This window comes from Candidatus Profftia lariciata (assembly GCF_020541265.1).
Lineage (GTDB): Bacteria > Pseudomonadota > Gammaproteobacteria > Enterobacterales > Enterobacteriaceae > Profftia > Profftia lariciata.
This window is the reverse complement of the sequence record NZ_CP045925.1, coordinates 1,132,347-1,147,765: the sequence shown is the minus strand read 5'-3', so window position 1 is coordinate 1,147,765 and position 15,419 is coordinate 1,132,347. Positions and strand designations below refer to the sequence as shown.

Genomic DNA, 15,419 nt, shown 5'->3' with positions numbered 1-15,419 from the left:
ATATAGAAATATGTTTATATATAACAAATAATTTATTTTTTATACAAAATAATATAAAACTTATACAGTGATATCTTAACATATATTGTATATGCTGAATAATTTTATTAATTTATAATTATATATTTATGTAATGTATTTTTAAATACTAGTATTTAAAAAATTATTATTTTTTATATAGATTATGACTATTAAGTATTATTTATTATAAATAATATTATTCTATTTTTTGATAATTATGAATATTATTATTTATAATAAATAATACTTAAATTATATCTTAATAAGATACACATTATAATAATGCATTTATTAAGTAATAATCATATTTTTTTAAAAATATAATAAAAAATAAAATTACTTAATAATATTATATATTATTTTTATCAGAAAACTAAACTTTAGTATTTTTTAATAAAATAAATAAGTATAATTACAGTTAATATAATTATTAGTATACTTATTAATATAAGTATTATGCAGTTATTAATAATTATAAAAACAATACATAGTATTTATTGTTTTTTGTAAAAAATAATTTTTAATATTATAGGCAATATATTAACAATTAATATTGTTTTAATAATAGATTGATATAAGATCATAATTTATTTTTAAAATAAAAATGTATCAATATATAAATATATACAATATATTATGAAATATTAGTAGATCTAATATAGATGATTTTATTGTAAATAAATTTTATTTTATATTTTTTATTTGTTAATTAATATAAAATAACTCATGTATATTCATGCATCTTAGTTTTATAAAACTATAGAGTAATTCATTATCTATATTCAAAATATTTATATAAAAACTAAGAATTTTTTATTAAAAAATATTAAAAATAATATTTATTGTATTATTAATTAAATAATAAAAATATATTTCTTGATACTATTGTAATAAAAAATAATTATATTAATAAATAATATAATAAATTTTTTTAATGCTAGACAAATATTATAAAAATCATTAAAATATTACAAACTTTTTGGAAGGATGGCTGAGTGGTTTAAGGCAGCGGTCTTGAAAACCGTCGAGTGTAATAGCTCCTAGAGTTCGAATCTCTATCCTTCCGCCAAATTATTATCTGTATTTATTAGAAGATTATTAGAATAAATAATATTTATTTTTAATAAATATTATTATCTATAATGTATTATTTAATGCAAGAATACTAAAGATATAACATTTAATTTATTAAAAATAATATATTTTATATAAATTTTATTAATCATAAAATCTTAATATAATAAAAAATAATTATAATATTTTAAATTTTATATTTTATAAAAAAATTGATTTTAATAATCTTTTTCAAAAAAGATATCTTATAAAGGTATACATATTTATATACTTGAATAATATTAAAATGTTATTATTCTTTATAAATAATTAATAATAAGAATGTTTATACTGTCTGCATGATTATAATTAATTTTAATTATTTAATAGTATGAATTATATTATACTTGAATTAATTTTATACTTCTTTAATATAAGATGATCATGCAATATTAATTATATACTATAATGATAGTTATAGTACCATAGAATATTTACTCTAATGTTATATGAATAATTATAATAATACACATACATAATTACATCATAAAATAATTATCATAATATATAATATATTATGATCAATATCATATTTTAATAGCAGTAAATTTAGTTATTTAAATTATATATCATATAAATCTATATCTATATAATTATTTATTAGCAAAAGTTTATCATACAGTTTAGTTATTATAAAATAATTTTATAAGATATATTAATCAGTTATTAAATTAATGTATTTTATATATAAAATTTTGGTATTATGTAAATAAATAATGTTTTAAATATTATTTTATCTATATTATTTATTATGATTAATTAATTATTTCTAATATTTTTAACTACTTTATTTATAATAAATGATTTTTATTGAAAATATATTTTATATATGTATGTATATTTTGATATATTTATTGTATTTGTAAATAACTATACATTATTAAAACTAATAAATATGTGGTACGATTTATAATATTTTCATATCAGTTAAATATTACATCAAATGTATTAAACATTACCCTTACACATTTATATATGATATATATAGAATATCAATATAGATATGAATATCAGTATAAAATAATTTGTTAATTAATCTAAAATGGATGCATTGCATTTAATTAAGATAATTCTTATTATACTTTATATTTGTATCTTATTAAATTAATACATGTTGATTTAAATAGAAAATCATTATTATAAGGTATATATAAAAGATATCATCTATTTAAAATAATATATTTAGTTTATTATATAATGGATAGATAATAAAAAAATACTTTCAAAACTATAAATAATATCTCTAAAATAATATTACAATATTTATAAAGATAAAATTATATATTTAATTACTGTATTAAATAACAATAGATAATATTAAATTAATATATTATATAATACTGTATGAATCATATTTATGTATGAATGATTCTCTATTTATCAAGTCATTATAATAATGACAATAATATATAATGAGATACTAAATATAATGTTTTAATACTTATTTTAAATAACTTTTCAAAAACTACTGTAAATTTCTTTTTTATTATATACACTATAAATAATTTTTTAATATTTTTTATACTTATTATGACACATCAATCTTTAAAATATAATTTTTTTATCTTAAATAATAATATTACTATAATTAAATAATAGTATGGTAATTATTATTGAATATTTTTTATGAAAAAACTATAATAACAATACTTTGTCTCTTACAGTAATATAATTTACTAAAAAATTACTTTGAAAGCATTATAGTTGAATTCTTATAATTCTAATTTTATAATAAAAAGTTTATATATTTATTATCGTTAATCATTAGTACTTACATTTATTTTACATTAATTAGATGAATTATTACTCCTATATTTTTGTAGCATATATTAAAAATCAATAATTTATTAAAAATAATATATTACTTTAGAATTTTATTCATATTAATGATATTTAATACTATAGTATTAAATATTTTACTATTACCATAGTAATAATAAAATATTTAATTTATATGTAAAATATATTTATATTACTTTTTTAGTTAATTCTATAACTTTAAGTTTTGCAATAGCTTTGGATAATTTTGCTACTGCATCAATATAATTAATATCTTTGTGCATATTATTAATATATTTTTCTGCTTGACATTTAGATTTTATTGCTCGTTGTTCATCTAAATCTTGACCACGAATAGCAGTATCAGCTAATACAGTAACTGATTGTGGTTGTACCTCAAGGATACCTCCGGATAAATATATAAATTCTGGATTACCTTGTTGGTTTACTATGTATATCATACCTGGCTTAATAGTAGTAAGCAATGGAGTATGACCAGGCAACACTCCTAACTCACCTTCAATGCCTGTTATTTTAATTTTTTGTACTTTTCCAGAAAATATTGTTTGTTCTAAACTAACAACATCTAAATAATAAGTAGGAACCATATGTATTTATCTTCTTAAGGAGTTATAGTTTCTTAGATTTTTCTATTGCTTCTTCCATAGTGCCTACCATATAGAATGCTTGCTCTGGTAAATAATCATAGACACCATGTATAATATTTTTAAAATCTTTAATAGTATCTTTCATAGAAACAAATTTACCAGGATAACCAGTAAATACTTCAGCAACAAAAAATGGTTGTGATAAAAATCGTTGAATTTTACGTGCACGAGCAACAACTAATTTATCATCTTCAGATAGTTCATCCATACCTAAAATAGCTATAATATCTTTTAATTCTCGATAACGCTGCAAAATAGATTGTACACCACGCGTTACTTCATAATGTTCCTTTCCTATAATTAAGGGGTCCAACTGACGACTAGTAGAATCTAAAGGATCAATAGCTGGGTATATACCAAGTGCAGCAATTTGACGATTAAGTACTACAGTTGCATCTAAGTGCGCAAAAGTAGTTGCTGGTGATGGATCTGTTAAATCATCAGCAGGCACGTAAACTGCTTGAACAGAAGTAATAGAACCTGTTTTAGTAGAAGTAATACGTTCTTGTAGAATACCCATTTCTTCTGCTAATGTCGGCTGATAACCTACTGCAGAAGGCATGCGACCTAACAATGCAGATACCTCAGTTCCTGCTAGAGTATAACGGTAAATATTGTCTATAAATAACAATACATCACGACCTTCTTCGCGAAATTTTTCAGCAATAGTTAGACCAGTTAAAGCAACTCTTAAACGGTTACCGGGTGGCTCGTTCATTTGACCATAAACTAGTGATACTTTGTCTAATACATTAGATTCAATCATTTCATGATAAAAATCATTACCCTCACGTGTGCGTTCGCCAACACCAGTAAATACAGAATAACCTGCATGTTCTATTGCAATGTTACGAATTAACTCCATCATATTTACTGTTTTACCAACGCCGGCACCACCAAAAAGACCAACTTTACCACCCTTAGCTAATGGACAAATTAGATCCATCACTTTAATACCAGTTTCTAATAATTCTTGCGAATTAGATAATTCTTCATATTTTGGAGCTGCACGGTGAATAGACCAACGTTCTTGTTCATTTATAGCACCTTTCATATCAATTGGATTACCTAGTACATTCATAATACGACCCAGGGTAGCTTTTCCGACTGGTACTTCAATGGAATGTTCTAAATCTAATACCTCTAGACCACGACGTAATCCATCTGAAGTACCCATAGCAAGACAACGTACAATACCTCCTAGTAATTGCTGAACTTCAAGTATCAATTTAACACTATCTTGTACTTCAAGTGCGTTATAAATTTTAGGCATGGCATTTTGTGGAAACTCCACATCTACAACAGCGCCAATAACTTGGACAATTTTTCCAATAGCCATAAATTGAATCCTTTACTTAATTCATATAATTTAATTAAACAGCGGAAGCCCCACCAACTATTTCGGTAAGCTCCTGAGTAATGTTGGTTTGACGATTTTTATTATATATTAATTGTAATTCTTTGATTAAACTACCACCATTATCAGTAGCAGATTTCATAGCAACCATACGCGCAGCCTGTTCACTAGCTAAGTTTTCTATTATACCTTGATATACTTGAGATTCTACATAACGATGTAATAAAGTATCTAGTAGTTCCTTGGGATCTGGTTCATACAGATAATCCCATAATTTTTTATTTAACTCATTATTATCAGGTGGTAACAAAGGCAATAACTGTAGAATTCTAGGTTCATAAAGCATAGTATTAATAAATTGATTATTTACTATATATAATCTATTTAAACGCCCTGTATTAAAAGATTGTAACATTATATTGAGAGGTTTCATGAGTGTAGATATGGAAGGATTATCACCTATACTAGTTATTTGTGCAATTATATTAACATTCATAGAACAAAAAAAAGATATAGCTTTGGATCCAATTAACAATAGATCAACTGTAATATTTTTTTTATTCCATAATTGTATTTCTATTAATAATTTTTTGAATAAATTTATATTTAAGCTACCACAGAGACCACGATCAGTAGAAATAACTAAATATCCAACACACTTAATATCTTGTTTTTGTAAGTATGGATGCTGATACTCTAAATGCGTAAGAGCAATATGACCAATTACTTTGCGTATATTTTCTGCATAAGGACGGCTAGCTGCCATGCGAACTTGTGTTTTGCGCATTTTAGAGGAAGCAACCATTTCCATAGCTTGAGTAATTTTTTGAGTATTTTGAACACTTGTAATTTTACTGCGTATGTCTTTTGAGCCTATCATTCTATAGTATCCTTTAAAACTTTATCGTTTTATAGTATATAAGTGTCCTCGGGTAGTATTACCATAACTTATTTACTTTAAAAGTATTAAGAATATCATGTAGCTTGTTTTTAATTTCATTATTATACGTACTATTTTGATTAATTTGATACATTAAATTAGCGTGTTCTTGTTCAACATAAGCTATTAAGTTAGTTTCAAAACTATTAATCTTAGCTATATCAATATCTTCTAAATAATCATTCTCAACTGCAAATAAAATAAGACATTGTTGCGCAACTGACATTGGTGTATATTGTTTTTGTTTTAATATCTCAGTAACTTTTTGCCCATGATGTAACTGTTTTTGTGTAATATCATCTAAATCAGAAGCAAACTGAGAGAATGCAGCTAACTCATGATATTGAGCAAGAGTTGTACGAATACCAGAAGAGATTTTTTTCATAATATTTGTATGAGCAGCACTACCAACTCGAGACACAGAAATACCTGGGTTTACTGCAGGTCTAATACCTGCATTAAAGAGATTAGATTCTAAAAAAATCTGACCATCAGTAATGGAAATTACATTTGTTGGAACAAATGCAGAAACGTCTCCGGCTTGAGTTTCAATAATTGGTATTGCTGTTAATGAACCAGTAGTACCTTTTATTTGTCCTTTAGTATATGTTTCTACATACTCGGTATTTACACGTGCAGACCGTTCAAGTAGACGGGAATGAAGATAAAAAATATCACCTGGAAATGCTTCCCGTCCTGGAGGACGGCGAAGTAATAGAGAAATTTGACGGTAAGCAATTGCTTGCTTAGACAAGTCATCATAAATAATCAGTGCATCTTGACCACGATTACGGAAATATTCACCCATTGTACAGCCAGAGTATGGTGCTAGATATTGTAATACAGCAGATTCAGCAGCAGATGCCACAACAATAATCGTATGTGCTAATGCGCTATGTTCTATCAGTTTATGAACAACATTGATTACAGTGGAAGCTTTTTGACCAATAGCTACATAAATACACTTAATACCAGAATTACGCTGGTTAATGATAGCGTCAATAGCTAGAGCTGTTTTTCCTGTTTGACGATCACCAATTATTAATTCACGTTGACCACGACCTATTGGTATCATAGCATCAATAGATTTATAACCAGTCTGTAAAGGTTGATCAACAGATTTACGTTCTATAACACTAGGTGCTATCGCTTCAATAGCAGAAAAACCATCATTTTTTATAGGACCTTTACCATCGATTGGCTCACCTAAAGTATTAACAACTCTACCCAACAGACCAGGTCCTACTGGAACTTCTAGAATTCTACCAGTACATTTTACAGTCATACCTTCGATTAAATCATAATATGGACCCATAACTACTGCTCCTACGGAGTCGCGTTCTAAATTCAGCGCAATAGCATAACGATTATCAATTAACGAAATCATCTCTCCTTGCATAACATCGGCTAGACCATAAATACGTATAATGCCATCACTAACCGATATAATAGTACCTTCGCTGCGAACTTCACTAACTATATTAAAATGTGTAATACGTTTTTTAATAAGTTCGCTAATCTCATTTGAATTTAGTTTCATGATCTAAGTCTCCTTAAGACTGCAAAGCGCCCGCTAAACACTTAAGACGATGTCTAATGCTACCATCTATGACTAAATCACCCACTCGAATAATCATACCAGCAATGATAGATTTATCAATTGTACAATTCAGTATAACTTTGCGAGACATTCTTATTTCCATAGAGGTTTTTATTTTATTTAGTTGTTCTTTGCTTAAATTTATCACTGAAGTTACTTCTACATGAATTTTATTTTCTAATATATTTCGTAATTCATTAAATTGTTGTAATACTTCAGGTAAAAGTAATAAACGTTGATTTTCGGACATAATTTTAATAAAGTTATGTCCGAATGTATCTATTTGATCACCACATAACTGAATAAATAAATTTAATTTTTTTTCTATTGTTAACATACCAGTAAGTATCTGTATAATATTTTTTCTGCGTGCAACTTCAGCACAAAAGGTTAACATATATTGCCAATGATCTAAACTATGATTTTCAACAGCAAAGTCGAAGGCTGCTTTAGCATAGGGACGAGCCATTGTAATAAATTTAGACATTAGCATTTCCTATTGTCATAGATGAGTAATTAATTGATCAATGATATCACTATGAGCAGTGTTATTTAAAGAACGTTCAATAATTTTTTCAGCACCAGCAATAACTAATGTAGAAATTTGTTGACGTAATTCTTCACGAACTCGATTCAGCTCTTCATTAATTGTAGTTTTAGCTTGTGCTACTATTTTAGTATGCTCTATATTAGCGTCTATTTTAGCTGTATTAATTATTTGAGCTTTACGTTTATTTGCTTCTTCAAGAATCAGATAAGCGTTAGCTTTAGCTTGTTTTATCTGGTTGGTTGTATTAATTTGTGCTAAGTAAAAATCTTTTTTAGCAGATTCTGCACGTAAAATAGTATCTGCAATTTCTTTTTGACGTTTTTCAATGGCATTTATAATTGGAGGCCATACATATTTCATGCAAAACCATACAAATAAAATAAACGCAATAGTTTGACCGAGAATTGTTGCATTAAGGTTCATAACACAATGCCTATTAAATGATTTATTAGTATATCTTCTAATATGGTAAACTAACAACTCTTTATTTTATACCAGAGCAAACATAACATACAGACCTAAACCAACAGCAATCATAGGAATAGCATCAACTAGACCCATAACAATAAAAAACTGTGTACGTAATAAAGGTATAAGGTCAGGCTGACGTGCGGCTCCTTCTAAAAATTTACCACCTAGTATACCAATGCCAATAGCTGCACCAATTGCTGCTAAACCCATCATAACAGCAGCAGACATATATAATAGATCCATGTTTATGTTTTCCATGAAATTCTCCAGTTTATGTTAGTATAAATACATATTAATGTTATTAAAATAATTAATATTTTTCAGATGCCATCGAGAGATAAACAATCGTTAGAACCATAAAAATAAAGGCTTGTAACGTAATAATTATTATATGAAAAATAGCCCATGGAACATTTAGCATCCACTGCGACCACCACGGTAATAAACCAGCAATTAAAATAAAAATAAGCTCGCCAGAATACATATTACCAAAAAGTCTTAAACCGAGTGATATTGGTTTAGATAAAAGACTAATCCCTTCTAGGATAAAGTTTATTGGAATTAAGATAGGATAATTAAAAGGTTCTTTAGTAAGAGATTTTATAAAACCACTTACACCTTTAATCTTTATGCTATAAAATAAAATTAAAATAAATACGCCTATAGCCATAGATAATGTGATATTCACGTCAGCCGTAGGTACTATACGTAGAGCTTTTAAGTTAAAAATATGTTTAGCTATATAAGGTAAAAAATCTATTGGTAAAAGGTCCATTAAATTCATTAAAAAAACCCAGATAAATATAGTAAGAGATAAAGGTGCAATAACTTTACTTTTACCATGGTACATATCATGTACATTGCTATCGATAAAGCTGATAATTATTTCAACTGCAGTTTGTAATCTACCTGGAACACCGTTAGTAGCATTCCTAGCTACTTTATAGAAGACAGCCAAGAAGCATAAACCAAGAATAATTGAAAAAAAAATTGAATCAATATTAATTGACCAAAATCCAGTACCAATCTGAAGTTGTGTTAGATGATGACTAATATATTCTTGTGGTGTAGCGCTTTCCTCTATAGACATGATACGTGTACCCTTATACAATTTAAATGTTTACTTAATTAGTTCATTTAAGATCTTAAGTTTATTTATTGTGCTTACTTGTTTATTATTGTTAAAGAACTGTATTTAAAATACTAAAACAATAACATTAAATCAAGATGAGCAATATAAAATCATGTCTTAAATATTTAATAATAAACTGTTATGGTCAAATCTTTATAATTACTATTTACGCCTTATAAATAATAAAATATGCTATTTTATTTTTCTTTAATTCAGTATAATTATTAATGAATTAAATATATAAAATATTAATAATATTTTATATGATAATATAGACAACTAAAACAGCAATATAATTGCTTACTTCTTAATAAATTATTATAAGTATAATATTTTTTCTTTAACATCATCTGTAATATATTAAAACTATCTGTATGCAATATTAGTCAAGATAAAATTATACATTTTATCTTAATAAATACAAGATTAGTTATGATTAGTTAGATAATGAATATTATTTATATACTCCCAATCATCTTGGAAAGATTATTAATATAATCCTGATGCACAGGTATAAATGTAGATATTTAATAATTTTTTATATAAATATTATTTTTTTAATGCCAAGAGATTTTATATATTTCATTACAAATAATTATGGTTGATTAGTTAAGAAATATTTTTATAATTGTTAATTAGCAATTTATAATAGTTAAGAGATATTATTATATATTTTTATATAAAACTATTTAATGTTTATTTAATAAAAATTATGTCTACTTTTATGTTATTGTATAATCAATAGATTTTTAATTATTTTATTAATTTTTTTTGATAATATACATCAATTCTTTGTATATTAATGTTATATATTTTTTATATATAATATGTTTGAGTAATATTTTATTACAAAGTATATCAAATGCTCATATAGTGTATTATAAAATATTTTTTCATGACAGTTAAAGAAAAGCTTAATGGTTATCTAAAAATATTCATGTACTATGCATTAGTAGTACTATTTTTATAGTATAATTTTATATTTTTAAAATAAATTTAATAAATTAGTTAATTGATATCTCTATATAACTATAGACTATTTATATATTTATATTAAAATATTTTATTTAACTAATAAATTAGATATTTGTATTCAACAGACAAATGCATAAATAATTATAATTTTTTAATTATTATAAAAATATTTTATTTAAATTAAAAAATATCTTTAAAAGATTTATATATATTATAAATAATATAACAATATCACGTAGTATTTTGTATAATTAAATTTTTAATATAATTAAATAAAAATGATATTTACCAAAAATAAAAATATATATTATGATCGCATTTATTGAGTTGCGAATTTAGCTTATGAAAAGCGATAAATAATATGATGTGTCATCATATATAATCATTGTATTATTAAATATTTAAGACAGTTGCTATCATTATAAATACATTTTTTAAAATCAAAACTATACATGATATATATAAAAAGTGTTATAATCTATAGAGATTTTATTATTAATATAGTTAATAATAGAAGGTCTTATTTATTAAAATAATATCTTTAAATTTATGTTATTACTTATAAATTTAATAGATCTGTGATTTAATACAAGTATAGTATATACTAGATTAGTATATGTATAAGTTTATTAATTTTAATAAAAAATACTAATTATAATAAAATAATTAGTATTATTAACTTTAATTTATTATGATATAATATATGATGATACTAAACGAGCTAATAAGCTTAATTTATTAAAATTTAAAATATTAATTTATTTATATAGATACTTTATATAAAGTATAGCAAATACTTTGATAATTTACCACACTAGAAGAAAGAAATTATTTTAATTTTATAAACATTTAATATTATAAATTAGTTTTATTCTTTAATCTTGCTAAGACTAATAATCGATGTGCTAAATAATATTTTAGCCCATTAAAACGTAAATAACAAGCCGCGCATGTACCACAACCATCACCTTGTATCCCATTATAACAAGTAACTGTTTCCTGGCGTATAAGGTCTAATTTTTTATAATGATCTGATAAGGCCCAAGTTTCAGCTTTATTAAGCCACATTAATGGAGTTACAAAACGTATATTACGTGCCATACCAATTGTAATAGCTTTATTTAGTGACTTTACAAAATTATCGCGGCAATCTGGATAACCAGAAAAATCGGTTTCGCATACTCCAGTTATAACTATCTCAGATTGTACTTGATAGGCATAAATAGCAGCTAAAGTTAAAAAGAGAATATTTCTACCTGGTACAAACGTATTTGGTATAGAGTTTTCATGTTTATTAGATACAGGAATATTATTACGAGTTAAGCTACTAATGGTTAGATCATTCAATACAGATATATTCAGTATTTTATGTACAGTAACTCCTAACTTACTTGCAAGGTTACGAGCAAACTTGATTTCAGTGCGATGACGCTGACCATAATCAAAGGTAATACAATGTACTTCATCATATTGTTCTAAGGCTTGTACTAAACAAGTTGTAGAGTCTTGACCACCACTAAATAGTACAACTGCTAATTTCATTTACTTATTATCCTGCAATTTTATCATTAAAGATTAATTAAGTAATATTATTAACCATAAAAATATTAAATGAAATTATAACAATTTCTTTAACATATAAATAATCTGATCGATACTTTATTACTCGTAGATACTATCGTACATAACAATAAAAACCAAAAAATAATTAAAAATAATTTTACTTAAAATCATAGATATTATTTTAGTATTAAAATATACTTGATATAAGTATTTATATAGCTTATATATATCTAAATACTGTAGAAAAATATTAAACTAAATATCATATAGAGATATATAAAATATATTAATGCTTCTTAATACATAAATAGAATTTCATTCTATTTTTATCCTACTGTATAAGTAAGATATAAATTTATTTTATTGTAAAAAGATTATACAAAGAGTTCTTATTATAATGTTAGCATATTTATCAGTGATAAAATACTATAATATTAAGTATTTTATATAATAAAAAAGCAATTAAAATTTCTTATATATTAGCAAAACTATATCTTATTTTATAGATAATCTGTTTGGATTATATTAAGTAATATATAATCTTTTTAATTGAAAAAAATTTTATAATTTTTATATTACTATAGTTATAATTATGGTATAGATATTGTTATATCTTACTAGTGTATTCTTGATATATTATTATTACATAAGCATAATCACTTTTGATTTATCTTATGATAATTATTCTTTACTATAATTATAGATGTAGATATCTTTTATCTTATTTATAAGTTTTCTTAATAAGAAATAACAGTTTATATATGAAAATAATAGCATTTTAGATGATATGATATTATGTATGCAATACATACTACAAAATATATATTGAATAATTACAAAAAATATTAATAAATACTGCATATTATATTTAGTAATACTATAAATAATAGTATTATATGTGTATATAACATTATACCATCATATATATCTATATATATCACATCTTTACTACAATATATAAATATTCTACAAATAATTACTTATTTAATATATTTTTTAATGTATTTATGAATAGTACTCTCTATATTATATGATAATAATTTTATAAAAATTGAATAATATATCATTTTATCTAAATTAATATTAGAATATATCATGTATTTTAATATAGTATCTATTCATATAGATCAATAAAATTAATTTCGTTAAATAATATACTTAATATATTATATAATAATTACATTGTATGTTATTTTACAAAATTTTCTTTATATAAAGATATCAATATCAAATAAATAAAAAATTATTTTTTAATAATTATTACAGTTATTACTTGATGTTATTTTTAATAACTTTTGGTAAGTTATTGATTATAATCTAGCTATTATCTAGCTATCTTTTAAGTGTAACAATATTATATATTAGATCTCATTATTTTATATAGAATAATAACCATACTTGTGTATTAAAGATTCTTTTATATTAAAATGCGTATTTTCTATTCAATTATTATGTTATTTTATAATAATTATTACTAATTTTAAATTACTTATAGGTGCATAGTTATCTACCACACTAGTAGTATTTAACAAATAAAACGTTTATATAGATGTTGTATTATTTTAATGTCATTATTTTATACGTCAATAATCACTCCTGAATAATTATAGTTAAAATTTACTGCAATATTATATATAATATATATGCATAATAAAAATAACGCATTATATTTTATATATATACTATTAAAAAATATTTATTATTACTACATAGCTACTAAATAGTAAATAAATTTATTATTTGACTATTTTATTTGTTTAAATATAAAATAAATTATATTAATTAATAATTTATACTAAACAATCATTTACTATAAATATTATTTTTAATTCGTATATATGCTAATATTTATAATATTATTAATAATACGATTAATATAATATATTTCGATTTTAATCATATATCATTTTTATATTCTTTATGTTAACGATAAATTATTATAATCGTAAGTTTCAAAGATTTTAATAAAATTTTTTATTTATTCTATATATTATATATAGAAAGATCTGTTTTGTATTCATAATATTCTGAATATCTATATAATATTTGCTATAAATTAATATTAACTATGTAAAATGTTTATAAGCATATATTGCTAATATAGAAAATGTTATTATTAAATAATAAAATATCATTTTATTAAAAAATTTTAACTAACACGCAGACACTAACAATCAACTCAATATAAAATTCATAATAATAAAATTATACTCATAAATATGTTTATTAATAATAAACATTATTTTTTATTAATAACACACTATATTTATAGTGCAACATAATTAATGACATTGTATTAAATAATCATGATGCAATCTTTTGCTAAGATAAAATGTATTAACTTATTTAAATTAATATTTGTATTGTATTTATTACTTATTAAATTAATAATCTAACTTAAGTTTAGTTTTAGCATTAATTAGCATGAATACTAAAATAGTGTTAATATTAATTATAAAATAGTAACTATATATACTATAAGGTTATGTATTTTTTACAAAAATTATTAAGATATCTACGACTACGTAAGTTTTAAACTAAAGTTTATTATCTTAAAGTTAATGTAATGTACTAAGTAGACTAAATATATGCATATCTATTGCATGATCGAATCGAATCAAGCGTTTATCTAATATCTCTTCACTTAATTGAGCCTTAAAACAACTTATTCTATATATTAAACTAGTAAATATATTAAGTTAAACTCTGTACCATTAAGTTCTAAATATTTTTTACTAAAATAGCTGCTTAATAACCTGGATATAACAATAAATCTTTAATATTATTGGATTATTACTAACATCAATTTATTATTGTATACAATTGATACGGTGCAAAATTGCACGCATGCGTACAATTAATTTACTATTATAAAATATTTAAATAAATGATCGTCAACTTTCAATTCTAAACCAATAATACAATCACAACATATTATCATTTGCAATGAGTATTATTATTTGTGTAGTATAAGATTCATGAATTACTTTTAGTATATCTATACTATTTTTTCGAGATAATCATGTTTAATAATAATTAAATCTATAATTGTATCTAAAATTTTAAAAATTTGTTTTCTATTATAAGTAATAATTACTCTAAAATCTTATATATTAAATATTTTTGTAAAATTCATATCATTTTTAATAGTCATCAACCAGTAAAATTTTTTATATAGTATATATCTCTTGACGTATAATATAACAATAATAATTCTAGATTCTTACTATATTTAATATGTAATATTAAT

Annotated in this window: 9 protein-coding genes and 1 tRNA gene; 1 reads left to right on the top strand and 9 read right to left on the bottom strand. The window is 22.8% G+C overall.

The features are described from left to right. The first annotated feature begins 1,002 nt into the window (after positions 1-1,002). Positions 1,003-1,090: transfer RNA gene (locus GII40_RS03015), tRNA-Ser, on the top strand. 2,011 nt (positions 1,091-3,101) lie between these two features. On the opposite strand, the gene GII40_RS03010 is transcribed toward GII40_RS03015, so the two are convergent. The 9 genes from GII40_RS03010 to queC all read right to left on the bottom strand — a co-directional run bounded on the left by GII40_RS03010 (position 3,102) and on the right by queC (position 12,148). Continuing rightward, complete coding sequence (locus GII40_RS03010; protein WP_226813353.1) at positions 3,102-3,521, bottom strand: F0F1 ATP synthase subunit epsilon; 420 nt, start codon at positions 3,519-3,521, stop codon at positions 3,102-3,104. A 22-nt stretch (positions 3,522-3,543) separates the two neighbouring features. Further along, entirely contained in the window at positions 3,544-4,920 is a 1,377-nt protein-coding gene (atpD, locus tag GII40_RS03005; RefSeq protein WP_226813352.1) for a F0F1 ATP synthase subunit beta, read from the bottom strand. A 34-nt stretch (positions 4,921-4,954) separates the two neighbouring features. Next, positions 4,955-5,818 (bottom strand): F0F1 ATP synthase subunit gamma, encoded by an 864-nt coding sequence (atpG, locus tag GII40_RS03000; RefSeq protein ID WP_226813351.1) that lies wholly within the window; start codon positions 5,816-5,818, stop codon positions 4,955-4,957. Positions 5,819-5,876: 58 nt separating this feature from the next. Beyond that, positions 5,877-7,418, bottom strand: a complete 1,542-nt coding sequence (gene atpA, locus GII40_RS02995; RefSeq protein ID WP_226813350.1) for a F0F1 ATP synthase subunit alpha — start codon at positions 7,416-7,418, stop codon at positions 5,877-5,879. A 13-nt stretch (positions 7,419-7,431) separates the two neighbouring features. Beyond that, positions 7,432-7,965 carry a F0F1 ATP synthase subunit delta gene (gene atpH, locus GII40_RS02990; RefSeq protein WP_226813349.1) on the bottom strand — a complete coding sequence of 178 codons (534 nt, stop codon included), beginning with the start codon at positions 7,963-7,965 and terminating at the stop codon, positions 7,432-7,434. Between the two features lie 15 nt (positions 7,966-7,980). Beyond that, entirely contained in the window at positions 7,981-8,451 is a 471-nt protein-coding gene (atpF, locus tag GII40_RS02985) for a F0F1 ATP synthase subunit B (RefSeq protein ID WP_226813348.1), read from the bottom strand. A gap of 66 nt (positions 8,452-8,517) precedes the next feature. Continuing rightward, positions 8,518-8,757, bottom strand: coding sequence for a F0F1 ATP synthase subunit C (gene atpE, locus GII40_RS02980; RefSeq protein ID WP_226813347.1), 240 nt, complete (start codon positions 8,755-8,757; stop codon positions 8,518-8,520). Positions 8,758-8,809: 52 nt separating this feature from the next. After that, complete coding sequence (atpB, locus tag GII40_RS02975) at positions 8,810-9,589, bottom strand: F0F1 ATP synthase subunit A (RefSeq protein ID WP_226813346.1); 780 nt, start codon at positions 9,587-9,589, stop codon at positions 8,810-8,812. Positions 9,590-11,461: 1,872 nt separating this feature from the next. Continuing rightward, positions 11,462-12,148 carry a 7-cyano-7-deazaguanine synthase QueC gene (gene queC, locus GII40_RS02970; protein WP_226813345.1) on the bottom strand — a complete coding sequence of 229 codons (687 nt, stop codon included), beginning with the start codon at positions 12,146-12,148 and terminating at the stop codon, positions 11,462-11,464. Between the last annotated feature and the right edge of the window lie 3,271 nt (positions 12,149-15,419).